General features: G+C 67.7%; 18 protein-coding genes and 1 pseudogene. 10 read left to right on the top strand and 9 right to left on the bottom strand.

What is annotated here, in order from left to right:
• Window positions 1-37: 37 nt before the first annotated feature.
• Complete coding sequence (locus AB0B58_RS24185) at window positions 38-403, bottom strand: nuclear transport factor 2 family protein (RefSeq protein ID WP_360227597.1); 366 nt, start codon at window positions 401-403, stop codon at window positions 38-40.
• A 70-nt stretch (window positions 404-473) separates the two neighbouring features.
• On the opposite strand from AB0B58_RS24185, the gene AB0B58_RS24180 reads away from it, so the two are divergent.
• Window positions 474-1,352, top strand: coding sequence for a LysR family transcriptional regulator (locus AB0B58_RS24180; protein ID WP_360227594.1), 879 nt, complete (start codon window positions 474-476; stop codon window positions 1,350-1,352).
• A 166-nt stretch (window positions 1,353-1,518) separates the two neighbouring features.
• Here the strand turns inward: AB0B58_RS24180 and AB0B58_RS24175 are convergent, their stop codons facing one another.
• Window positions 1,519-2,073, bottom strand: a complete 555-nt coding sequence (locus AB0B58_RS24175; RefSeq protein WP_360227591.1) for a hypothetical protein — start codon at window positions 2,071-2,073, stop codon at window positions 1,519-1,521.
• A 221-nt stretch (window positions 2,074-2,294) separates the two neighbouring features.
• On the opposite strand from AB0B58_RS24175, the gene AB0B58_RS24170 reads away from it, so the two are divergent.
• A complete protein-coding gene (locus tag AB0B58_RS24170) occupies window positions 2,295-2,540 on the top strand; it encodes a hypothetical protein (protein ID WP_360227588.1) in 246 nt (81 codons plus the stop codon).
• A gap of 38 nt (window positions 2,541-2,578) precedes the next feature.
• Here AB0B58_RS24170 and AB0B58_RS24165 read toward each other — a convergent pair whose 3' ends face one another.
• Complete coding sequence (locus AB0B58_RS24165; protein WP_360227585.1) at window positions 2,579-2,950, bottom strand: hypothetical protein; 372 nt, start codon at window positions 2,948-2,950, stop codon at window positions 2,579-2,581.
• Window positions 2,951-3,279: 329 nt separating this feature from the next.
• Between AB0B58_RS24165 and AB0B58_RS24160 the strand changes: the two genes are divergently transcribed.
• Complete coding sequence (locus AB0B58_RS24160) at window positions 3,280-3,618, top strand: metalloregulator ArsR/SmtB family transcription factor (protein ID WP_360227582.1); 339 nt, start codon at window positions 3,280-3,282, stop codon at window positions 3,616-3,618.
• A 9-nt stretch (window positions 3,619-3,627) separates the two neighbouring features.
• Here the strand turns inward: AB0B58_RS24160 and AB0B58_RS24155 are convergent, their stop codons facing one another.
• The gene (locus AB0B58_RS24155) at window positions 3,628-4,563 is read right to left on the bottom strand and encodes an aldo/keto reductase (RefSeq protein WP_360227579.1); all 936 of its coding nucleotides are present in this window, start codon (window positions 4,561-4,563) and stop codon (window positions 3,628-3,630) included.
• 74 nt (window positions 4,564-4,637) lie between these two features.
• On the opposite strand from AB0B58_RS24155, the gene AB0B58_RS24150 reads away from it, so the two are divergent.
• Window positions 4,638-4,991, top strand: a complete 354-nt coding sequence (locus AB0B58_RS24150) for a MerR family transcriptional regulator (protein ID WP_360227576.1) — start codon at window positions 4,638-4,640, stop codon at window positions 4,989-4,991.
• Between the two features lie 15 nt (window positions 4,992-5,006).
• Entirely contained in the window at window positions 5,007-5,171 is a 165-nt protein-coding gene (locus AB0B58_RS24145; protein ID WP_360228073.1) for a DUF4184 family protein, read from the top strand.
• Here AB0B58_RS24145 and AB0B58_RS24140 read toward each other — a convergent pair.
• Window positions 5,149-5,232: pseudogene (locus AB0B58_RS24140) on the bottom strand (DUF397 domain-containing protein); the annotation flags it as partial. The gene AB0B58_RS24145 and the pseudogene AB0B58_RS24140 overlap by 23 nt on opposite strands.
• 283 nt (window positions 5,233-5,515) lie before the next feature.
• Here AB0B58_RS24140 and AB0B58_RS24135 point away from each other — a divergent pair.
• Window positions 5,516-5,755: a hypothetical protein gene (locus tag AB0B58_RS24135; RefSeq protein ID WP_360227574.1), complete on the top strand. Its 240-nt coding sequence runs from the start codon at window positions 5,516-5,518 to the stop codon at window positions 5,753-5,755.
• A gap of 41 nt (window positions 5,756-5,796) precedes the next feature.
• Here AB0B58_RS24135 and AB0B58_RS24130 read toward each other — a convergent pair whose 3' ends face one another.
• Window positions 5,797-6,201 carry a DUF6346 domain-containing protein gene (locus AB0B58_RS24130; protein WP_360227571.1) on the bottom strand — a complete coding sequence of 135 codons (405 nt, stop codon included), beginning with the start codon at window positions 6,199-6,201 and terminating at the stop codon, window positions 5,797-5,799.
• Between the two features lie 385 nt (window positions 6,202-6,586).
• Here AB0B58_RS24130 and AB0B58_RS24125 point away from each other — a divergent pair, with 385 nt between their 5' ends.
• On the top strand, window positions 6,587-8,584 hold the full coding sequence (locus tag AB0B58_RS24125; protein ID WP_360227568.1) for a protein kinase domain-containing protein: 1,998 nt from the start codon (window positions 6,587-6,589) through the stop codon (window positions 8,582-8,584).
• Between the two features lie 376 nt (window positions 8,585-8,960).
• Here AB0B58_RS24125 and AB0B58_RS24120 read toward each other — a convergent pair whose 3' ends face one another.
• On the bottom strand, window positions 8,961-9,638 hold the full coding sequence (locus AB0B58_RS24120) for a hypothetical protein (protein WP_360227565.1): 678 nt from the start codon (window positions 9,636-9,638) through the stop codon (window positions 8,961-8,963).
• 113 nt (window positions 9,639-9,751) lie between these two features.
• Between AB0B58_RS24120 and AB0B58_RS24115 the strand changes: the two genes are divergently transcribed.
• The 3 genes from AB0B58_RS24115 (at window position 9,752) to AB0B58_RS24105 (ending at window position 11,043) form a co-directional block, all read left to right on the top strand.
• Window positions 9,752-9,922 (top strand): hypothetical protein, encoded by a 171-nt coding sequence (locus tag AB0B58_RS24115; protein ID WP_360227562.1) that lies wholly within the window; start codon window positions 9,752-9,754, stop codon window positions 9,920-9,922.
• A 292-nt stretch (window positions 9,923-10,214) separates the two neighbouring features.
• Window positions 10,215-10,715 carry a hypothetical protein gene (locus tag AB0B58_RS24110; protein ID WP_360227559.1) on the top strand — a complete coding sequence of 167 codons (501 nt, stop codon included), beginning with the start codon at window positions 10,215-10,217 and terminating at the stop codon, window positions 10,713-10,715.
• 76 nt (window positions 10,716-10,791) lie between these two features.
• A complete protein-coding gene (locus AB0B58_RS24105) occupies window positions 10,792-11,043 on the top strand; it encodes a hypothetical protein (RefSeq protein WP_360227556.1) in 252 nt (83 codons plus the stop codon).
• 133 nt (window positions 11,044-11,176) lie between these two features.
• On the opposite strand, the gene AB0B58_RS24100 is transcribed toward AB0B58_RS24105, so the two are convergent.
• Entirely contained in the window at window positions 11,177-12,046 is an 870-nt protein-coding gene (locus AB0B58_RS24100; RefSeq protein ID WP_360227553.1) for a hypothetical protein, read from the bottom strand.
• Window positions 12,047-12,062: 16 nt separating this feature from the next.
• Entirely contained in the window at window positions 12,063-23,171 is an 11,109-nt protein-coding gene (locus AB0B58_RS24095) for a LamG-like jellyroll fold domain-containing protein (RefSeq protein ID WP_360227550.1), read from the bottom strand.
• Between the last annotated feature and the right edge of the window lie 233 nt (window positions 23,172-23,404).

The following is a 23,404-nucleotide window of genomic DNA, read 5'->3' as shown; positions in this document are numbered from 1 at the left end:
TCCGGAGACCTGGCGACTTGTAATCGGACTGCCCCGTTCACCCCCGCGGCGGGATGAACTCGGGCTGGTCGAGCACCCTGAGCCAGGTGCCGTCCGGCTGCCTGCGTACCACCTGCGCCCGGGCGCCAGAGCCGTCCTTCGGCGGTGTCGACGTGAGCGCGAGGTCGCCACTGATCAGGGTGGGCAGCGGCGTCTCGGGCTCGAACGCCGGCAGCTGCGGCAGCGCCTGCTCCCACAGCCGGCGGATGGCTTCCCGGCCGACCGTCTGGCGGCCGGGCGGGTAGGCCATCACCGCCTCCGGCTCGTAGAGCAGCGCGATGCCCTCGGCGTCTCCGGCGTTGGCACGCTCGACGAAGAGGCGGGTCAGATCCTCGGGCCGGGTGGCCTTCTCGCGATCGGTCATGGTGCCAGCCTTACCCCGCGCGAGTGACAAGTCCAACAGATGGTTGTTGTGATAGCTATGATCAGCGCTCATGGATCTGCGGCAGCTCGAATACTTCGTGGCGGTGGCCGAGGAGGCCAATTTCACCAGAGCCGCCGACCGCGTGCACATCACCCAGTCGGGCGTCAGCGCACAGATCCGCCAGTTCGAACGGGAACTCGGCGCCGACCTGTTCGACCGCTCCGCCCGCATGGTCCGGCTCACCCCGGCCGGCGCCGCGGCGCTACCGCACGCCCGCGCCGCCCTGGCCGCCGCGCAGGCCATCCGCCACGCCTGCGACGAGGTGAACGGACTGGTCCGCGGCCGCCTGCGCCTCGGCATGATCACCGGCTGCACCGTGACGCCGCTGTTCGACGCGCTCGCCACGTTCCACCGCCGCTACCCGCGCATCGAGATCGCGCTCGCCGAGGACAACTCCGACGTGCTGATCGAAAGCGTCCGGGCGGGCATCTGCGACATCGCCCTGGTCGGGTCGGCGGGCGGCCCGCCGGAAGGGCTCCGCTCCCTGACCATCCTCAGCGAGGGACTGGTCGCCGCGGTGCCCCCGGACCACCCGCTGGCCGAGCAGGAGAGCGTCGCGCTGCGCCGGCTCTCCGCGTACCCGTTGATCTGTCTGCCGGTCGGGACCGGAATCCGCAGCGTGCTCGATCAGGCCTGCACCGCCGCCGGAATGCGCCCGGCGGTCGCGCTTCAGGCGACCGCGCCCGGCGCGGTCGCCGACCTGGCCGCGCGCGGACTCGGGGTGGCGATCCTCAGCGCCTCGATGGCCGCCGACCACGACGGCCTGCGCGCGGTGCCGGTCGAGAAAATCGAGATTCCCGCGCTGCTCGCCCTCGTCTGGCGCAAGGAGGAGAGCACGGTGTTGCGCGCGCTGCTCCCACACTGCCACCACGCGTTCGGCCTCAGCTAAGAGGTGGCTCGCGGATCACGGCGTCGCCGAGCCGACGTCCAGGTTTCACATCGCAGGCCGGCTGGAAGGTCGAATACCGGTTTGTTGTATTCGACCTTCCAGCCCGCGCCGCGAGGCGGAAGCTGGACCCGGCGCAGGCCGCCGTGCTCCGCGAGACACCGCCCGGTCAGGCGTTGCCGGCGCAGGCGAGCTCGGCCTGCCCGCTCCAGGGCGTGCCGTCGAAGACGTCCTTGGGCCGGGCGGTCCGGGAGTGCTCGCCCAGGGTCTGCACGGACAGTGTGACAGGGATCCGGCCGAGCGGAAGGCCCCGGAGACAGTCGACCTGCACGTCGGCGTCGGCCTGCGCGGTCGCGCCGGGAGCGATCCACCGCTGCTTCTCCACCCCGCGCACGGTCAGACCCGGCCGGTCCGCGGCCAGATTGCGGATGTTGACCGGCGCCGGACCGACATTGACCACCGTGACCCGCCGGGTGAGCGTGACGCTGGCGACCCGGCCGTGCAGGACGATGCTGCCGTCGTCGACGACCTCCCTGGCGTCGGCGAAGAGCAGCACGGAGACCTCGTTGTCGCGGGCGGCGGCCTGCCGGCGAAGGTTCCATCCATAGGTGACGGCGCCGCCGATCACAACACCGATGACGAGCGCGGCCAGGGTGAAGGCGTGCGGTGCCCGCGTCTCCGGCACGCCCCGGACGGCCGGCCGGTCGAGATCGATCACGTTCATGCGGCGCCCTCGCCCTGGCTCTGATAGGGAACGGACGATTCAGAAAACGTGTGTCACCCCACCTCGGTTGCGGCCACCCGCCGGCGGCCTCCACCGATCGTGGTCCCGCTGACCTGCGAACCCGCCGACGCGGCTACCGCTCCTCCGCGATCCACACCCGCCCAACGCGACGTAATCGACGTCGGCGCGGTCCACCGCCAGTCTCGATCGACACCGAGCACGTGGATGGGCTCTCCGCTGGCCTCGTCGCGCAGGTGCGGTATTCCGACGAAGTCACCGTTCCGGGTCGACCCGACGGCGATCAGCCCACCGCGGGTCGGGATGTCGAAGACCTCGTTGACGTGGAACTGGACTGCGGTCATGGCGGCGCCGGCCCGGTCGCGATGACGGTGACCCTCGAAATCGCGACCGGGTGGCGCCGCCGGATCATGACACGGCGCATCGCACGCAACGTTGGTCGTGCGTGATCCGCGGCCGTGACCGTCCTATCAGCTCCGATGGCCGGTCACATATCCAGATTCTGTTCGATCTGCTTCAGCCGATGGCGCGCCATCGCGAGATTGGCGCGCTCGCGGTGCAATGCCAGATAGATGAACAGACCCTTGCCGGAGCGGGCGGTGACCGGCCGGATGAGGTGATACTGCGAACCCAGCGTCACGAGGATGTCCTCGATCTTCTCCTTCAGGCCCAGCATCTCCATGGTGCGCATCTTGGCCTTCAGCACCTCCGTGTTGGTCGCCGCGGCGACCGCCGGATCGAACGTGTGGTCGCCGCCGGCGGTGCCCAGCGCCATGCCGCTCGTGTAGTCACCGATCGCCGCGGCGATCGCCCCCTCCACCTGCAACGCGTCCTTGAGCGCCACATCCATCTCTGTCATTTGCGTCCTCTCGGCTCGTGACGACCAGGAACAGAGGATGCTCGGCGGGCACCCGAACGGAACGGACGAGCTGTCCGATGCCGGCCAACTGCCGTACCCGATGATGTAGATGTTCGGGATCTGAGTTGCAATTTTTCGCAACTCGACATCTCGACATCTCGGAATGTCCGAGTATCGGAAGGCGAGCAAGCCGGTAGAGGTAACGGACCGTTGCACGCGAACGGCGGTGCGACTCTGGTCTGCCGTGGCTGGGTAGTGTTGGCCGCGCACGACATAGCCAGGACCTGGGTGACGGCCCAGGCCGTTGCAAACCAGGGTGGGAGCCGCCGGTGTCGGTGCCGCTATATCAAGCCAAGGCCGAGATGTTCCGGGTGCTCGGGCATCCCGTTCGGATCCGCGTGCTCGAATTGCTGCAGACCGGCCCACTTCCGGTACGCGACCTGCTGTCCCGCATCGACATCGAACCCGCCAACATGTCCCAGCAACTCGCCGTCCTGCGGCGGGCCGGCATCGTCGTCTCCTTCCGCGACGGCGCGCTGGTCATGTACGCCCTGAGCACCCCCGCCGTGGCTGACCTCCTCGCCGCCGGACGCCGGATCCTCAGCGAGGTCCTCACCGACCGCGACAGCCTGCTCGCCGAACTCCGGGCCCAGAAGGACTCCGTCTGAACACGACGCTCAGGACGCGGCGTCGAGGCGGGCCCGCGACTCCGCGTCCAGCTTGAGGTCGCGGGCGTCCATCACCTCGTCGAGCCGTTCGAGGGTGCTCGCGCCGACGATCGGGAAGACCGCCGGGTCGCCGTCGAGCAGCCAGGCCAGCACCACCTGGTTGCCGGTGACACCGAGTTCACGCGACACCTCGGCCAGAGCGGTCAACCGGCTCCTGGTCCCCGGGTGGTCGTATGCCCGCTCCAGCGGCCGGTCCGCACGGCCGTACCCACCGTTCAACAGCGTGGTGTACGCCCAGAGCACCAGCCCCGGATCGCTGCGCACGTAGTCCAGCGTCTCCGGGAAGACCTGCCGGTGCGAAGACGACTCCAGCGGCGCTCCCGGCCGCGGCCGCAGGTACGAGTGCCGCAGCTGCACGGCCGTCCAGCCGGCCACGCCCTGCCCGGCGGCGATTCCGCGGGCACGCTCCACCCGCCACGCGGGGGTGTTCGAAGCACCGAGCCGACGTGCCAGGCCACCGGCCGCCAGCTCTCCGAAGACCCGCACGGTCTCGGCCAGCGCCACCCGCCGGTCCTCGACGTGCGCCCAGTACATGTCCACGTACTCGACGCCGAGCCGGCGCAGGCTCGCCTCCATCGCCGCGCGCACCACCGCGCCCGACAGGCCCTCCGCCGAGTCCAGGCCGCGGGCCGGGTCGGTGGGCTGCGCACCCACCTTGGTGCTGAGCAGAACCCGTTCCCGCATTCCCGGGCGGGATGCCAGCCACCGGCCGACCGTCCGCTCGCTCTGCCCGCCGAGGCCGGACGGGTGCTCCCAGAACGCGTAGTTGTTCGCCGTGTCGATCCACCGGCCGCCCCGCTCCACGAAGCGGTCGAGCAGCGCGAAGGACTCCGCCTCGCCGATCCGGGTGCCGAACAGCATCGCCCCGAGCACAATCTCCGCCATGTCGCCGATCCTGATACCTGGAGCGCGCTCCAGGTCAAGCGTTCCCTGTGGACGCCGCTGACAGAATCGGCGACATGTCGCGATACACGCCCGGTGAGGTCGCCCAGCGGACCGGCCTCAGCCTGGACACCCTGCGCTACTACGAACGGATCGGACTGCTCGACGGCATCGACCGCACCCCCGGCGGCCGACGGGAGTACAGCGACGACGACCTCGGCTGGTTGGAGATCCTGCGCTGCCTGCGGGAGACCGGGATGCCGATCCAGCGGATGCGGCGGTTCGCCGAGCTGTGCCGCGACGACGACACGATCGCCGAGCGCATCGCCCTTCTCGAACAGCACGATCAATCCGTACGGGAACAGATCGCCATGCTTCAGGCGCAGCGCGCGCACCTACGGAGAAAGATCGACTACTACCGCGCACTCTAGGTTGCCTGGACGCCGCTGACCTTCTCGTCCCACCCCGCTGCCGTGCTGCAACTCAAGGTGTGGCGCCCCCGCTGGGTCGACGGCGTCGCACTCGCGATCGGATCGATGGCGCCCGACCTGGCGTACGCGCTGGATCCTGGTGGCGGCGCTCTCCGCGAACCGGAATCGCGTCTGCAATGAGCGCCACCTCGACGCAGTTGGCGACTCCACTTATGGAACTCTTTCGCCAGCGGGAGGCCACGGACTTGACGCAGGAAGAGGTCGCCGAGGTAATGCGTTGGCCACGGACGATCGCCGATCTAATTTCACCGAGAGATGCAGTCCGAGCTGGGAGGACAGCTGGCTTCGGCGGTCACCGAACCAGTGAGTTCCGGACGCGTAACGGCAGCATCGAATGATTGGGAACATGATTCTTGCCGGCGCCGCGCCGTTGCAGCCGAACATGGTGTATCACTGACACATCACCGAGCCGGAAGGCTTCTCTTCTTCACCTTCATCAGGTCTGTTCACGGTAGGAGGACTCCGTGATCCACCCCAGTGCGCCCCAAAACCAGCCGACCACCCGCGGCGGCGACGACGGCTCCAAGGTCGTCAAGGCCGTACTCCTGGCCGTCCTGGGCTTCGGCAGCGGCACCTGCTCGATGATCGTCGCGGCGGGCCAATGGCAGATCGACAACGCCACGCTGCGCTACGCCATCACCAACTTCACCGTGATCGCGGCCATCGGCCTTATCGTGTCCGCCATCTGGATCTGGCGGCACTAGCCGAACTCGCGCCCACCCGGCTCACGGTTGTCACTCACGGGTCACCGGCGGCGGAAACGGAGTAACTCGCGGGTGATCAGGACCGCGATGAGGCCCGGTATGACGCCGATGAAGCCCACGGCGAAGCCGATCCAGGTGAGCCATGGTCGAGATGGCGTGTCCTCCCGGGCAAGCGTCTTGCCGGTCCGGTACGCGCCGAGGTCCCCGACGCGGATCTCGGCACCGACGTCCGCTGACGTGAACACCGCGTCGGCGTTCAGCCGGTTCACGGTGCCGTCGTCCCAGGTGATCGTCACCGTGCACCGCTCCCAGTACCCGAAGCCCTTGTTGGTGATCGGCCCGTGACGATCGCAGGCATCGACGACGGCCCGACCGGTCCGCTCGGCGTCGGCATAGTCCCTGCCGGCCATCCGGATGAAGGTGATCGACGGCCGACCGGGTCGCACTGCCTTCGCGCCGGCTCACCACGGCGGCGGCGGCTTCGGCCGCTTCGGCCCTGCGTTGGCCTTCCTCGCGGTCGAGTTTCGGCCTCGAGTGCCTTGCGCTCGGCCGCGCGCTTCGCCAGCCGTTCTTCGTGCGAGTCCATGCTGGGCCGCGATTCCGCAACTCATACCGCATCCGTGCAGACCAACCGTAGTGGCCAGGCGACTCGCTTGGCACGTTGGTTCGTGAGCGATGACGATTCTTGCGGCAATGTCGACGTCCGGAAGCCGTGCCTGGGCTCCCGGCGTGACCGGCGCCCGGATTGGGGACGTCGCCTGGCGGAGATCGACTAGCCTGGCCGCCGTGCCGTCCTTTGCCCAGCAACCGGAGCAGTCTGCCCATCCGATGGTGAGTGTCCTCGTAGGTGGGCGCTACCGGCTCTTGGAGCGCATCGGCAGCGGCGGCATGGGGGTCGTCTGGTCCGGTCGGGACGAGGTGCTGCGCCGCGCAGTCGCGGTTAAGGAACTGCGTCACGGCTGGGGCAGTTCGGACCGCACGGTCGCCGAGGGACGTGAACGCGGCCTGCGCGAGGCGCGGGCGGCCGCGGCGCTGGATCACCCCAACATCGTCGGCGTGTACGACGTCGTCGAGCACGACGGCCGGCCCTGGATCGTCATGGAACTCGTGTCCGGGCGGTCGCTGAAGGACGTGGTGGCCGAGGAGGGCCCGCTGAGCGTCGAGCGCGCCGTCGGGATCGGGTTGCAGCTGCTGTCGGCGCTGCAGGCGGCGCACAGCGCGGGGATCACGCACCGCGACGTCAAGCCGGCCAACGTGCTGATCTCCGACGCGGGCGACGTGCGGCTGACCGACTTCGGGCTCGCCGTCCTGCCCGACGCCGAGACTCTCACCGAGACGGGTGTGGTCCTCGGTACACCGGGCTACCTTGCACCGGAACAGGCCAAGGGGCTGCCGCCCGGTCCGGCCGCTGACGTATTCGGCTTCGCTGCCACGATGTACTACGCGATCGAGGGGGTAGGCCCGTTCCACCGCGACGGCTACCTGCCGATGCTGGTCGCGTACGCCCGTCATGAGATCCGTGCGCCGCAGCGGGCCGGAGCCCTGGCGCCGGCGCTGATGCAGCTGCTGAGAGCCGATCCGGAGAAACGGCCGACCGCCGAACAGGGGCGCGAGTTGCTGCTCGGCGGGATGGTCCGGCGGCCGGGAGTGTCTCGCAGGCTCGTGCTCACCGGGGCCGCGGCAACAGCTGCGGCTGCGGTCGGCGGCAGCCTGTGGGGCGTGCGGCACCAGCGGTCGGTGCGCTCGCAAAGGCCCACGACGACGGCGCCGGCGCCGGCGCGCGCGGTCGGTCTTGGCGCTCTCGCCTGGCAGCGCGACGACCTACCGATGTCCATGATGGTGGGGTCGACGTTCGTGAGCCTGCACGCCGACGGAGTGCTGGCCCTCGACCCGCAGACGGGCACGAAGCGCTGGCACGGCGGACCCCGCGGCGCCTACAGCATCCGTGGGATCGGCACGTCCATGGTGCTCGTGGAGGGTCCGAAGGGCTACCAGGTCCTCGCCGCCGAAACCGGCGCAGTGCGGTGGCGCAACCCCATTGCGGCGGACAACGTCGCCGGGACGGAGGGAACGTTCCTCCTCGAGCCGGCGACGAGCGGTGCCGGGTCCGCGATGATCGGGTACGACGCCCGCACCGGCCGGGAACGGTGGCGCGTGCGGGTCGATGATTATCTGGGCTACGAGTGCTTCACCAGCACCGCCGGGGTCGTCTGCGCCTCGGCGAGACGCGACAGCGTGTCCTGGCTGTACGGCATCGGCTTGCAGGACGGCAAGGTCCGCTGGAGGAGCCGCATGTCCACCGCCGTCGATCACAGTCTGCGGCTCTCGGGGCACGGCGACCGGGCGTACGTGGTCATCCTCGACAAGCGGCGATGGACCTTGGTCGCCGTCGACACCCGAACCGGCGAGTCCGCCTGGACCGTGCCGCTGGTGACGCACCCCGGCGCGCCGCTGCGCGGCATCACCGAGCAGGACTCGCAGGTCACGGTCGAGGTGCAAGGGCTCGCCGCCGTCGGCGATATCGTCGTAGTGAGCATCACGGAAGAGCAACTCACGCTCCAGCACGCCGGGCTGATCGCGTTGGACGTACGCACCGGCGCCGTGCGCTGGCGCCGGCCGCTGCTCAATCCCAGCGTCGCCGCGGTCAGCGGTGAACGGCTCTTCGTCGGCTCCCACGACTCGGTTCTCCACGAGCTAGACCCGGCATCGGGCGGCACCCTCTGGTCGACCTCCACACCCGGACCAGCGAGCCGACTCGACGTCACCCCCACCATGCTGACAGCGATCATCGGCAACGGGGTGACCGCGTACCCGCTGCTGCCGCGCTGAGCTCACTCACCGCACGGTTGGCGGCAGGATCACACCTGTGTCGAGCGGGTGCCCGCCTTGGTGCGCAGCCAGGTCTCGCACGAACGCGCAGTGGAGGGCGTGGCGGACGGTCTGGTCGGCCACGGATAGTAACGGCAGGTCAGCAAGCCGCGCACGGCCCGCGGCAAATGAGGATACGGCTGCTCTCACCCGTGCCAGGCACTATCGTCGACGTCATACATGCCGCGCCTGCCTTTCGGTCTGCCCGAGCTGACCTGGTACCGATTCTGACCGGCCGAGATCGGAGTCCGCGCTCAGTGACACGGACCCCGATTGGGCCGACGGTGGCGGCGCCAGCGATTCCGGCGGAGCGGTGATCACGAGCATCGCGCCACGGTTACCCGGCGAGAGTGGTCACCCGACCGGAACGCCGCAGTTTCACGGTGTAGTCGCCGGTCTGGGTCAGACCCTTCCAGCCGTCGCCGTCGTTGAGCCGATCGCCAAAGTGCTTACTGTTCACGGTGTAGCTCCCCAGCGTATTGTCTCTGATGTAGAACACCCGACCGTTGCAGGCCTTGCGCGGGGCGGACCCGTTGAATCCCCAGGTCTTGTGCACGTTCTGCCAGCTCTGGCACCGGACTGGGTCGGATTCGGATCGGCGGCTGCCACCAAGGTCGTACCAAAGGAACGAGAGAAGTCCGTTCGAATTGAGGCGGAAGGTCGGGTCCTTCAGCGTGGCTACGGCGCACGCCGGTTTGCTGCCGATTGACGCCGAGCAATTGACGATGTTGGGCCAGTCCACGCGAAATTCCGTGGCTGCCCGCACCTTAGCGGTGTGCGTCGTCCAGACGATGCATGAGCGGTGACTCACGCGCGCCCACTCGTCCTGGACTTGCCAGAGCTGGAACTCGGACCAGCTCGAGCAGGACTGCGTCCAGTCGTCAACCTCGACGGCGGCTGCCGACGTCTGTCCCCCGACCAGGCTCAGTGTGAGGAGCAGCGCGACGCTGGCGATCAGAGTGGTGATGCGGTGTCTGGTACGGGATCGGATCGTACGAGAAGTCGAGGTAGCCATCGCGGGAAATCCTTCCGTGGCGGTTGCTGGGCGACAAGCAACTCCCACACGGACATCCACGACCCCCAGTTCAGGACGAACGTGCTGTTCATTCGATCGGTATCGACAGCGGCGTGGACGCGACGCCGACCGGCGCCGCCTCCAACCCGCTGCCTGCGACGGGTCGTCGCGGACCATCAGCCGGCGAACTGGATCTCCGCCAGTTTCTCGAAGTGCTCCTGGTTGGCCAGCATCTGTGTCGGTCCCTGCAGGTGCGGTGGCAGACGGTGTCGGGCGATCCCTGATGGCGAAGGTTGGGGACCAGCGCTATCTACGCTTCGTAGACGAAGCCGAGGTACGGCATCGTCCGGGCTTTGGGGATTGCCTGGAGGCCGGCCCGGACGAGCCGCGTCAGACCATCATGGCTGATGCGAATCGGTGAAGCTGAGGTCGGCGCACCGCCTCGCTGACTCAACGCGTCTCGGGAGCGCGAACCGGCCGCGCGCCCTGCGGCTAGTTGAGTACGCGTCGGCCGCGCAGCAACGCCGCGCTCAAGCGGAATAGATCCGGTAGCCGGTGCCATAGGAGAATGGCCGTATGCCGCCCGATTTGCTGTGGGACGACGTCCAGTCCGTCTTCGATGCTGAGTTGATGGGTTCCCTCCCAGATCTCTGCGTTCCTAAGACTTCAACCGACGACTGGCAGAGCCTGTTGGACTTCGTTGCGTCGAGCGCCTGGCGTTTCGAGTACGCCGAAGGCGATACGATTCTGCCGCTGCCTCGCGCGGAGGCGGTGTTCAGTCGGCCTGCTGACGCCGAGAGTCCTGCTCTCCGCGTTTGGATCACCTCGAGCCTAGTAGCGATCTTCTGCTTCTACGCGCCCGAGGAGATCGACTTCGATATCAATGTTCGTGAGATACGGGACCAGGAGGCGCTGGACGTCTTCTGCGAGTTCCTCCGCTCAGTCGGCCGACGACTTGGCAAGTCGGTCCTCATGGACGGCGAAGGAGGCAACCCCGCTGTGCATCCGGTCCTGGGTTTTCGGATCGAGGCCGACAGAGTCGTCGTGGAAGACATGCCATCGGCCCCCGCGACGTGATGGATTACGGCACGACGCGCTCGCGTTCGTCCGCGGCATCATCGACCAGATCGTCCAGCTGATCCGCGACGCCGCGGTGGGCCTGGCGGAGACCTACCTCGTCGGCACGCCGGTCTGGGACCTGGCCAAGAAGGTGCTGCACCACGACCCGCTGCGCGGCACCCCGGTCAGCGCGCCGACCGTCGAGATCCTCGGTTGTCCGCTCCAATTCAAGGAGGAGACCGTCAATTTCGCCGTCCGGAAGACCAGGGTCTCGAAGAATGCGAACCAACTCCAGCGCTCACCTTCTCGCTTCGCCATCAACTTCCATCGCTACCCATTTTCATAGTGATGCGATTTAGGCACGGTTCCGAGGTTTGCGCTTCTATGAGACAAGCCCCATTCCACACTTGACGATGTGCGGCAAACCGGAAGGTTGAGGGTTGGCAGCAAAGTCACAGGTCAGTGATGAAACGCGCCGGCTAGGTGAGCGAAACCGAGAAGGACAGGTCATCGAAGGCGGGCGGGTCGGTGAGCGCATGATTGCAGTCGTAGGCGCGCTCCTCCCTCGAAACGATTCTTCGAAGCATGCCGGCATACTCTGACCACCGATCAACTCGAGACCAGTTCGGGCCCGCCACGATGTAGACGTTGCAGATTCCGATGGCCCGCTTCGGAGCGGTGAAACTCATCGTGAATTCCCGCGCATCGCTCTGCGGCCACAGGATCAGCTCAGCGACCGGCGGTTCGTCCCCGAACGTCAAGGTCCCACCCATCGCCGAGACAGCTATCCCATTCCCCCGGCTGGAATCGAATCCGGTCACCCTGATGGCGAGGCGTCCAGTCTCCGGAACGTCCTTCCAGACATCCCCGGTGATCACCTCCTTCGATCCCCACCGGATCACCGGTGGCACCACTACACCCGCGCCCCGTCGACGTTGGCGGTTACCGAAATCGATCATCGCAGTGGCGATGGTCAGGCCAGTCTCGCGGTAGTCGACTGCCGTCGCTGATTCGCCTGACTGTAACGCCGTACCGTCCAGCGCCCTGACTGCGGCCGCCCAACTTGCATCCGCACGCACATATCGCATGAATGCCTGGTGAACCGCCAGGATATCGGCATCCGAAACGCTCTCAACCACGTCCGAACCCGCCTCGGTGAACCGGACCTGGAACGATTTGTCCTCGCGGACGGCGGCTTCGACGAACGAGCCGTCATCGTCGACCGGTCTCAGCTGGGCGACCGGATTTTCGCCCAGCACAAGGCTGTCCAGTGTGTGGTACAAGCCATCCGGGCCGCCATCCAGGATGTCGTCATCCCACTCGGTTCGCAGTCGGTATTCGCCAGACACTGGACAGCCCCTTTACCTAGTCGTCGTCCGGATAAGTATTTGTGAACGGAATCCGGTTCCCCTTGAGCTTGCGGAACTCGTCGATGGCAGCGTGATCATCCGGCCAACGTGGCACCGTCACATCACCACCATCACGGAAGGGGATCGGCTCATGAGACAGCTCCATGGTCTCCAGCTCACCCGTCCAAGGATTGATGCGTTGGGGCCCTGCGTATCCCCGAGCCTTGACCACCGCCTTCTGGGCCGCGGTCAGCAGCGAGTTCGGGTCGTTGTAGTGCTTCTTCCATTCCGCACGCCGCTCGGTCGATCCCCACTCCGGCTCATTCGGATCACGCACCCGATTCGAGCCCCGCCGGCCGTTTGCCATGCGCGGCTGGTCTCCAGCGGCGCACGCACACGACGCATGATGACCGTCTTCCGATCCGCCGCAGTTGTGGACAAGGACCTGGCTCTGACCTGCGAGTACATAGTACGTGTGGATGACGTCGACGGTGAGGTCGCGCATCTCCTTGGCGCCGGTGAAGGTGTCTACCGCGGCGACGTACTGGGTTTCGCCGTTGGGGCCGATGAGCGTGGAGACGCCCGGCTCGAGGTCCTCGGCGTTCACCCATGCTTTAGCGGTGGCGTCCCAGAAGGGATGGTTCTGCGTGGTGTGCAGGACCGTCTCGGTCGGGCCGCGCGTCGACCGGCCGCCTTGGCCCTCGGCAACCTTGGCCTCGCCGGAGGTGTCCACCGGCTTGGTGCTGACCGTGACGTCGGCGAGGTCGGTGTCCAGGTTCTTGTGCAGCGTCGTCACCGGCTGCGCCGTGGTCTCGCCCGTCTTCGGGTCCGTGGCGGTGACCTTGTCTCCGGTCTCGACGTCAGCGATGACCTTCGTCGACCCGTCGGCCATCAGGACCTTGGTGGCCGGGTCGAAGCTGTGGCAGTCGGTTTCGGTGCCGTAGTGGGACTCGTCGTCGTAGCCGTGACCGCCGCCGTCGTTGTCCGAGGCCGACGGCAGGTTGCGGCGCGGATCGGACGTCGGGCCGTCGTCGACCGGCTTGCTGTTGCTGGGCTTGCCGCCGCCCTTGTTGCCACCGCCGGGCTTGCCGCCGCCCTTGTTGCCACCGCCGGGCTTGCCGCCGCCCTTGTTGCCGGGCTTGCCGGGCTTCTTCTTCTTTTTCTTTTCCTTCTTGGGCTGCTTGTCCTTCTTGTTGCGGGTCTTGTTCTTTTCTTTCTTCTTCTTTTTCTTGGCAGTGCCGCCCTTCTTCTTTTTCTTTTTCTTCTTCTCCTTCTTTACGTCGTCGCCACCGCCCTTCTTCTTGGCGCCACCGGGCTTGGCGCGCTTGGGCAGGCCGAACCGCTTGATCAGGGAGTCGACCCGGCTTACCAGCCGCGAGGCCGCACCGACGCCGGCGGTGATCAGTGCTTTCACCGCGTCGGCGATGATGCCGCCCGCCATCTCGGCGCAGGCGAGTCTGCTGCCGCCGCCGAAGCAGTCGCTGAGAATCTGGCAGACCCCGCTCAGCGCACACGCCCAGCCGCCTACCAAGGCAAGGCTGTTGATGGCGGTGGTGCAGAAACTCTCCTTCATCGGCATCCACCAGGCGCCGCAGTCGACTTTGTCGCGGATCGCGGCGCCGATGTTGTTCGACCAGTTCTGCGCATCGTCCGCCAGGCCGCCGAGCATGCCGCTGACCGCGCCCCGCAGGTTGCGGAAGGCGGAGATGAAGTTGTCGGCCATCTCGATGAAGTCGAAGGCGTTGACGAACCCCTGCAACATGCACGAGAAGGTGCCCTTGCAGCCCTTCATGGTCATGAAGGAATGGCCGGACGGGTCGATGCCGTTCAGCGGGTCGCCGTTGCCGTATCCGTAGCGGTTGGCGTTGGCCGACCCGCCGAACGGGCTCAGGTTCGCCGAGTCCCGGGTGTCGAACTGTCCGGTCTCGGTGTTGTACCACCGGGCGTGCATGTTGACCCGGCCGGTCTCCGGCTCGGTGAACTCCTGTTGGAAGCCCAGGTTGCCGACGTTGGTTGTCGAGGCCACGACCGCACCCAGCGGGTCGTAGGTCGTGGAGCCGGCCAGGCTCGCGCCGTTCGCCGTGAACTGCCCGACGACGTCGGTGTGCCGGTCGGTCCACGCGTACACGCTGGCACCGGACTGCTTGATGCCGACCAGGTCGCCTGCGGGGTCGCGGGTGTAGAGGGCGGACCCGTCGGCGGCCAGGTCGTTGCCGAGCCCGGTGTACGCGAAACCGGGCTTGAGCGCCCGGCCGAGACCGTCGTAGGTGTAGTCGACGAAGGTCGACTCGCCGGAGTACTGGCGGGTGATCTGGTCGAACGCGTCGGCCTTGGTCTCCAGCGGCACGGTTCCGGAGATGGTCTTCCGCAGCGTGCCCCGGGCGGTGTACTCGTACGTCTTGTGCTCGGACGGCGAGTTCATCAGCCGGTTGCGGGCGTCGTAGGTGAACGACTTGGCTCCGGCCTTAGTCCGGTTACCGGACTCGTCGTACTCGTAGTCGACGGTCGCGGAGCCGTTGTTCCAGGTCTTGAGCCGGTTGGCCAGGTCGTAGCTGTAGGTGTTGGCGGCCGATCCGGCGAAGCCCGCGGTGACCTTCGAGGTCATGTTCGAGTTCGCGTCGTACCCGTAGGTGATCTTCGCGATCGACGCACCCGCCGGGGTCTTGAGCTCGTCGGTCGTGTTCCGGTGCAGGTTGTCGTAGCCGAACGTACGGGTGTTGCCCGTTCCGCCGTAGGTGAGCTTCGTGACCTGGGACAGGGCGTTGTAGGCCGACGAGACCTGTACGCCCGTGTTCGGGTTCGTCAGCGACGACAACCGGCCGGCGGTGTCGTAGCCGTAGGTGGTCGTGCCGGCCGCGTCGGCCCGGGTCTTGACCATGCCGTCGGCGGTGTAGGTGAAGGAGCTGTTCCCGGACGGGCCCGACACGGAGGTGAGCAGGCCGCGGTCGTCCCACTGCAGGATGTTCGAGCCGCCGGTGCCGGAGAGGCTGGTGAGATGCCCCGCCTTGTCGTAGTCGAACTCGCGGTCCTGCGTCGCCGACTCGGCGCCGGTGCCCGTCGAGCGGACCAGCCGGCCCATCTCGTCGTACGTGTGGTTCACCCGTACGCCGCCGGGCTTGATCTCGGCGACCGGGCTGCCCGCCGCGTCGTACGCGGTGGTGAAGGTCCGGTCGGCGAGGTCGGGGTGCGCGGGTGTGGCCGGCTCGATCCGGGACTCGACCTGGCCGAGAGTGTTGTAGGTGGTCCAGAACGCGTTGCCGCGCCCGTCGGTGAACCGGGTGGGCCGGCCCGACGCGTCGTAGCCGAACCTGCTCAGGATCGAGTCGGATCCGGAGATCGGCTCGGTCTGCGAGGTCATCAGATCGGTCGCGTCGTAGGTGTAGGTGTTCTTCGTGCCCCGCGGGTCGGTGGCGGAGGTCAGGTTGCCGTTGCGGTCGTAGGCCATGCCGGTCGACTGCAGCAGCGTGTTCGCCGCGTCGTAGGACTTCTGCGCTATCTTGCGGCCGGCCAGGTCGTAGCTGCTGGTGGAGTAGGTGCCGTCGGGCAGCGTCGTCCGGACGAGTTGGCCGAGGCCGTCGTACTGGTAGGTGGTGGTGGCGTTCGCGCCGTCGGTCGTCGAGACGATCTCACCGACCGCGTTGTAGGTGTAGCTCTCCTCTACCTTGTCCGGACTCGTGACCTTGCTCAGCCATCCGCCGGCGCCGTAGGTGAAGTCCGTGGTGTGGCTGGCCGAGGTCTGTCGGACGATCTCGGTGCCGGTGAGCTGGCGTCCCAGGAAGTCGTAGGTCGCCGTCTGCTTGGCACCGAGCGGGTCGGTCACCGACAGCACGTCGTCGGCCAGGTTGTAGGTGTACCGGACGGTGCTGTCGTCCGGGTTGGTCTCGCGGGTGACCCGGCCGAGCATGTCGTAGGTGAACGACGTCTCCTTGCCGAGCGGGTCGATCACCTTGGTGACCTGTCCGGCCTCGTCGTACTCGACCGACTCCTGCGGCTGCACCGGGGTGCTGGAGCCCGGCGGGGTGTAAGACGGCAGCAGCATGGTGGTGGGGCGCCCGAGCGCGTCGTAGCGGACGGTCGTCACGTCGCCGCTCGGGTCCTTCGACTCGGTCTCCTCGCCGAAGGTGTTGTAGCCCGTGAAGGAGATCGGGCTGGCCTTGACCGGCGCCTCGCCGTGCACCTCGGTGGTCACCGCGGGCTCGATGGTGACCGCTACGTCGCCGGCCTCGTCGTACTCGTAGCGGGTGACGTTGCCGTTCGCGTCGGTCTCGGACATCACCGCCCCGTCGGTGTCACGCTGGACCGACTCCCGGATGACCTGGGCGTCAGCGGCGGCGGACGCGCCGCGGTAGACATCGGTGATCTCGGATGCGCTCAGCGCCCGCTGATACGCCTGGACATCAGCGATCTTGCCGGGCCACTGGTCGGTACGGTTGTCCGCGCCCCACTTGGCGTCGCCGATGGAGAACTGTCCTGCGGCCGTGTTTCCGCCGCCCCACGGCGCGCTGCCCTGCAGCACGCCGTTGACGTAGAGGCTGACCGTATTGGCGGTCGCGTCGTAGACACCGGTCAGATGGGTCCAGGTGTCGACCGCCGCCGGTGCGGTCGACATGGGCTCGGCACAGTTCGTCGCACCGTTGTTGCAGGTCAGCAGCCGCCAGGACTTGCTGTTGCCGTTGTAGCCGAGCACGAAGGCCGAGTAGTCGCCGCCGTCCTGCGACACCACCGCGCGGTTACCCGACGGGTTGACCAGCCGGGCCCAGGCGGAGACCGTGTACGAACGCTTGGTGTCCACCACCGGGCCCGTGGTGGTGAGCCGGCCATGGTTGCCGTCGTAGTTCGACTCCAGCGAGCCGGTCAGGTCGGACCGTGCCGGCGGGTGGTCCGCCGACCACCGGACGTCGGAGGGGCTGAACTGCGCCGGCGTGTTGCCGGCCGAGTCGGCGGCCGTCGTTCCCTCGATCTCGCCGAGGCGCCACCGGCTCACCGGAGCGGAACCGGTCGTCGGGTACGTGGTCTCGGACAGCGTGCGGCCCATCGGGTCGTAGATCGACTCGCTGTAGCCGACAGTCACGCCGGCCGCGTCCTTCACCGTGGTCGCAAGGGGCAGGTCGTCCGGGCTGAGCACCTGGCTGATCGTGCGCTTCACACCGTTGGGGTCGAGCGTGGACTGGTACGGCCGGCCCGCGTTGTCGATGGTGTGCGTCGTCGTGGTCCGGCCGTCCTCGGTGACCTGCTGGGTCAGGTTGCCGGCCTTGTCATAGGTGTTCTCCTCGAGCACGAAGCGCTTGGCGCCGTCGACCCGGGTCACCTTCGTGAGCAGGTTGTTGTGGGTGTACTCGAACTCCGTGACCCAACCCATGGCGTCCGTGCTGCTCACCACGCGACCGGCTGCGTCGTAGACCCGGTACTCGGACCGGACATCGGTGGCCGGCGACGGATTGTCGGGGTCCCCGGTGAAGTTCTTGAACTTCACCTCCAGCACTTGCCCCTCGGCGTCGTAGCTGGTCGTGAGCGTGGTGCCGGCCTCGTCGGTCTCGCTGACCACCTCGCCGTACACGTCGTAGACGTAGGTCGTCGTGTTGCCCGCCGCGTCGGTGTCCGACACCAGCTGACCCAGGGTGTTGTATACCGAGGTCTCGGTACGGGTGGCGTCGCCGCCCGTGGTGTCCGCAGTGCTGGTCGAGGTGATCTGCCCGTCGGCGTTGTACCCGAACGTGGTCACCGCCGTGTGGGTGGCACCGGTGACCCGGTTGAGGACCGCGGGCTCGGTCATCGTCACGACCCGGCCCAGTTTGTCGTATGCGATCCGGGCCGTTAGGCCCTGCGACGGCGTCGACTTCGTGATCCCCGTCTGGGACACGACCCGGCCGAGCCCGTCGTAGGCGAACCGGGTGACGGTGCCGGCGGGGTCGATGACCTCCTGGATGTCGCCGTTGGAGGCGAACTTCGTGGTGGTGACCGCGCCGCCCGGCGTGGTCTCCCTGGTGGCCAGGCCCGACGGCACATCGGTGGTGCCGTCCGTCAGCGTCGTGGTGGTCGTCCCGCGAGGGTCGGTGACGGCGGTGACATTGCCGCGGCTGTCGTAGCTGTAGGTCGTCAGGTAACGGTTGTCGGTGGCGCCGGTCGACCTGGCGTCGCGGATCGTCAGCAGTTTGTCGTTGCGGGGATCCGGCGCCGGGTACTTGGTCGTCGCGTCCGGGAAGTAGGTGAAGCGGGTCGTCGACTTCGCGGTCGGCTGCGCCTGGTCCTGCCAGGTGGACTGCTCGATCACGTTGCCGCGGGCGTCGTAGACGAACTCGGTCTTGTTGCCCTTCGGATCGACCGTCAGCTTCATCGTGCCGGTAGCCAGGTCGTATCCGTACTGGGTGAGGTTGCCCAGCGCGTCGATCGCGGCGATCTCCTGGCCCGAGTACAGGTTGAACAGCTGCGTGCTCGTGTTGCCCTTGGGATCGATTGTCGACACCGACGAGGCCGGCATCGCAACGCCGGTGGAGCTCCGGTCCGCGGCGTTGTACTGCGCGGTGATCTCGGCGTCCGGGAGCCGGGTGGCGAAAGTGGCCACCTCGGCGATGCGACCCGTCCACCGGTCGCAGTCGAGTCCCTTGTAGCGGCACTTGCCCAGGACCAGCGGACCGGTTGCGGTCCATGGTGTGAAGGCCTGAACGGTGGTGGCCTCCAACTTCCCGTTGACGAACAGCCGGAGGGTCTTCGTCGGCGCGTCGAAGGTGGCGGCGAGGTGCGTCCATGAGGTCGCCGAGGCCGTCGGCACCGTCGTGGAGGCGGTCCGCGGGCAGGACGCCGTGTCGGTGTCGGCGTTGCACATCACCGCGATCCACCGGTTCAGCGGCTTGTCGTAACCCAGCATGAATCCGGTCGAGCGGCTGCCGAGCACGGCGACGGCCTGGCGGTCCGCGGCGGCGTCGGTGAGGTTCACCCACGCCGAGGCGGAGAACGAGCCGGCCGTGTTGATGGAGGAGCCGTCCGCCGTGATCTCGGTGACCTGCGACGCGGTGAACTTGGGCGCGATGGTGTCGCGGAACGGGCCGTCGGTGCCGGCCGTGCCGCCGAGCACGGCGCCCGAGTTCACCGCCGTGTTCCCGTTGACCTCGTTGTACGGCTCCGACGTGCCGGGCAGGTCGTTGAGTCGCCAGTAGTCGACCGGATTACCGCCGAGCACCTTCGACGCGTACACCTGGGAGGTGCCGTTGATCTGGGGTGTGCCGAGCTTCCAGACTCCGTTGTTGGAGTCGGTGACCTGGGCGACCTTGCCGGTCACCCGGTCGTACTGGACCTTGGCGGAGACGACGCCGCTGGGCTGGGTGACCTGCGACAGCAGCTTGCGGGGCGTCCGTGCGGCGTACAGCTCGGTCACCCGGTCCGCGGTCAGCGGGCTGTCGAACACCGCGACGTCGCTCATCGATCCGGCGAAGAAGTCGGGCGAACCGGTGTTCTTGTGCGACACCGCGTTGTCCTGACTCGGCCAACCGCCGCCCAGGAAGCCGGCGCCCAGGTACTGGTAGCGCGGCTGAATGTCGGCAATCTTCACGCCGACCTGCGTGGCCTTCTGCACGCCGTCGAGGTAGAGCGTCTGCCGATCCCCGGCGGCGGACAGGACCACGTGGTGCCACTGCCCGTCGGTGACGGCTCCGGCGGCGGTCATCGGGGAGTGCACGGACCCGGACCACGTCTGATGCGCCTGGTACGGCCGGTCACAGGTCCAGATGGTGAGCCAGGTCGCGTTCGCTGTGCCGTTTCCGGACGGGTTCAGGCACTTGCCCGACTCCTGAGAGGCGATGCGTCCGTCGCCGGTCAAGCGCCACTTCTGGTCGGCGGCGGTGGCACTGCAGTCCTGCACGAACACGCCGGAACCGGCATCGCTGCCGCTCTCCCGCATGCACCTGCTCGTGGTGCCGTTGACGAACTTGAGCTGTCCGTCGGCGGTCAGGCTCCAGATCTGGCTGCCGGTCCCGGAACAGTCGGCCAGCACGACCCGCTTGCCGTTCGCGGAACCGCCGGACTCGGCGTCGAGACAACGACCGGACGCGGAGCCGATGAGACTGCCAAGGGAACTCGGGTTGGGCACGGTGGGCATACCGCCGTACAGCTGCCCGTTGCTGCCGATGTAGAGCACCGGATGGTACGGCGATTTGGTGGTGGCCTGGGTGATGGGATCCCAGCTCTGGCCGTAGAGGACATGGTCGGATGCCGTCGTGGACGACGTCTTGAACCACATCGACACCGACTGGTGTCCGGCCTGCGAAACCAGCTTGGCGGGCAGGCTCGTGCGCGAGCTGGTGCCGTTGTAAGTCACCGCGGTCGCCGTCGAGCCGCCCAACGGGCCGGGCTGCCCCAGCGACACACCGCTGTACGTGCCGACGTCGGCCTTCATCCGCTCGACGGCGGCGCTGGTCGCCTGCGTACCGCTGGTGTCGGCGAGCCGCCAGTACGAGTACGGATCGAGGTTCTCCACCGTCGACGGGTACAGGTTGGCGTCGGTGTAGCCGTACGTCGTGCACTGGGTCGACGAGATCGGGGGGCACACCTTGTCCAGCTGATCGCCGGTGTAGGTGTAGGTCCAGGTCGATACGGATGCCGGGTCGCCGGCGACGGCCTGATCGGTCGACACCGAGGCGACGTGCGCGCCGGCCCAGACGACGTTGAGGTTGCGCTTGGTGGCCGACGAGGTCAGCCGGCTCACCTTGCCGCCGGTGTAGGTCAGGTTGAGAGCCCGCCCGTTGCCGTCGGTCACCGACGTGATGCCGTACACGCCGGTGCCGAGACCGGTGGTGAACAGGTAGCTGACGCCTGACTTGTCGACCAGCTGGTAGCCCCCGGTCACCGCGGTGAACCGGGCATACCTGCCCAACCCCACGGAGAAGGTGCCGTCGCTGTTCCGCCCGTACGAGACGGTCTGGCCGGTGGGATAGGTGACCTCGACCGTGACCAGGGCGCCGAGGGCGTCCTTACGTTCGGTGACCTTGGCGTCCAGCATCGAGGACCAGCCGGCGCCGAACGCGCCGGTGACCCGGTTGTCCATCGAGTGGTAGGACCGGTTGATCCCCAGGGTCGGTCCGACGGAGGAAATCTGCGCGTCCGTCGCCTCCGTGGTGTACGAACCGGATCCGGCCGTGAAGCCGGCGTCACCGTTCTGCTCCAGCTCCGACGTGATCACCGATTGGGGCACCGGCGTGGTCAGCACGTATCGCCACGCCGGTTGCCAGGTGTATGACGGCACACCCTCGTTGACCCGGCCGTCGTTCAGGTTCACCTGCCACCGGTACCGGCCGCCCCACTTCAGCACGCCGCTCGGCACGGTCCAGGTCTTGTCGGTGCGCCAGCCCGACTCCTTGATCTTCGTCTGGGCGCCGGTCTCCGACTCCTCGTAGATCTCGAAGTTGTACTCGAGCGCCGCCGGAAAGCCGTCCGGGTCGTAGCCATCCGCGATCAGCTGGGGCGTCAGCGTCGCCGACTGCGTACCGGAGCTCGGATAGAGGGTGTTGACCTGCGGCGCGATGTTGTTCGCGTAGGTCATCTCCAGGTAGATCTTGTAGCTGTCGCTGTAGTTGCCGGAGGTGAACCGCTTCCACGAGTCGGTGACGCCCTCCTCGCCGGTCAGCGCGAGGCCCTGGTTCCAGTTGCTCCCGCCGCGGTTGGTCGCCCAGTCGTGCAGGGTGGTCGGGTCCAGCGTGATCGCGTGCCACTGGCCCACCGAGCGGTTCGCCGCGGTGTTCGTGCACCCCGGCGTGTGATCGGTGATCTTCGACGAGCCGATCGGCGCGGTGTAGGTGGGGCCGGCGGCCAGTGCGCCCGCAGCGACCTCCGCCACCGTCCACGGCTCGGTCACCTTGTGCACATAGACGGTCCGGTACGAGTCGCAGGTGCTCGCCCAGGTGAGGTACACCCAGAGCTTCGCGCCGGTGATGCGCTTGCCGACGAACCCGTCCTCGTCGAAGTTGGAGAACTTGACGAAGGAGCGGGCGATGTTGTTCTGCCAGCGGCCCACCGCGAGCGAGTCGCCGTTCTGGTCGGACGGGGTGGTCTCCGCCTCGTTGTCGACGAAGGCGTCGCCCTCGTTGAGCGTGTTGGCGGTCGGGTCGAGCCGCACCGGCCACACCCGCGCCGGGTCGTCGAGCCAGGCGGAGCCGGCCGTGACCTTCAACGCGGGCTTACCGTCCACCTCGATCAGCGAGTACGACACGTCATGCGACTTGGCCCGCTCGCCCATCGGACCGACGGGGCTGGAGTCCTCCATGAACGGACGCGGGATCAGCAGCGCGACCTTGCCCGCCTCGTTACGCAGCTCGATCGCGCCGTCAGCCGTGAGCTGCGGCGTGAGGCCCTTCAGGTGCAGCGGATAGACGAACTCGCGCGGCGACGTCGGCCCCTTGAGTACGAGGATCTCCTTGAGGCTGGTCGCGAGGGTCCGCATCTGGAGGTCCACGCCGGGAAGGATCTCGGGGTAGGAGGCCTCCTGTCCCTTGACCGTCGGCGTCACCGCAGCCGCGCCCTGCAGCCCGTAGCCGAATTCCTCGCCGCTCGGCAGGGTGATCCGGGCAAGATCCTCGGCCATGGGTCGTGCCTGGGCGTCGACCGCCCGGAGACCGGCGGCGGCCGGCTTCGCTGGAGCGGCCAGCGAGGTGCCGAAGGCGTTGGCGGACGTCTTCAGTCGGCCGTCGCCACCGCGGACCAGCGTGGTGTCGATGGGACGCCACTTGCCGTCGCTGCCCTTGTAGTTCAGCTTGCCCGTGGAGACCTTGGCGGTCTGCGTGCCGTCCGGGTTCTGGAACACGTCGGTCGACGCGTTCGAGCGCCCGTCCACCTTGGTGGAACGTGCCGGGTCGAAGGAGTTCTCACCGCCGGCCGCGGGCGACTTCCACGCTGGGCGCTTCGCGGGTGCCGGCTGGTCGAAGCCGCGCTTCTTCCCGGCGTAATGCGACCGGTCGTCGCCCGGGCCGCGCTTCTGCACCGGAATCCCGACGGCGGCCGTCGCCGCGTCGCCGAACGACCAGCGCCAGTGCAACCAGTCGGTCGGGAACGAACCTGACATCGCTCCGCTCGGGATGCCCATGGAGGCGACGAGGGCGAAGGTGAGCAGCACAGCAAGACGGCGAGCGTGGCGAGCCACCAGGCCTCCGATGATCTTGGGAGCGGGGTCCGCAGACCATAAAGCAAATTGATCATCGGCGAAACCTGTCAGGTGCCGGTCGCCGATGCCCCGGAATGGCGACGCACGCCCGAGCGCTCACGCTTGATAGCGCAGGTCAGGGGCCAGTCAGGCGGAACCGCGCAGGGCCATGGGACGGCGGCCGGGAGAGCATCAGCGCGCGCCGCCGCCCCACGTAGCCAAAAATATGAGCG

This window comes from Actinoplanes sp. NPDC049118 (assembly GCF_040648555.1).
GTDB lineage: Bacteria > Actinomycetota > Actinomycetes > Mycobacteriales > Micromonosporaceae > Actinoplanes.
The sequence above is the reverse complement of the archived record's forward strand: the minus strand, read 5'-3'. Positions and strand labels throughout refer to the sequence as shown.

Coding starts and splice junctions, on each gene's coding strand:
- AB0B58_RS24185 (WP_360227597.1), bottom strand. CDS start 403: ATGACCGATCGCGAGAAGGCCACCCGGCCCGAGGATCTGACCCGCCTC.
- AB0B58_RS24180 (WP_360227594.1), top strand. CDS start 474: ATGGATCTGCGGCAGCTCGAATACTTCGTGGCGGTGGCCGAGGAGGCC.
- AB0B58_RS24175 (WP_360227591.1), bottom strand. CDS start 2,073: ATGAACGTGATCGATCTCGACCGGCCGGCCGTCCGGGGCGTGCCGGAG.
- AB0B58_RS24165 (WP_360227585.1), bottom strand. CDS start 2,950: ATGACAGAGATGGATGTGGCGCTCAAGGACGCGTTGCAGGTGGAGGGG.
- AB0B58_RS24155 (WP_360227579.1), bottom strand. CDS start 4,563: ATGGCGGAGATTGTGCTCGGGGCGATGCTGTTCGGCACCCGGATCGGC.
- AB0B58_RS24150 (WP_360227576.1), top strand. CDS start 4,638: ATGTCGCGATACACGCCCGGTGAGGTCGCCCAGCGGACCGGCCTCAGC.
- AB0B58_RS24120 (WP_360227565.1), bottom strand. CDS start 9,638: ATGGCTACCTCGACTTCTCGTACGATCCGATCCCGTACCAGACACCGC.
- AB0B58_RS24110 (WP_360227559.1), top strand. CDS start 10,215: ATGCCGCCCGATTTGCTGTGGGACGACGTCCAGTCCGTCTTCGATGCT.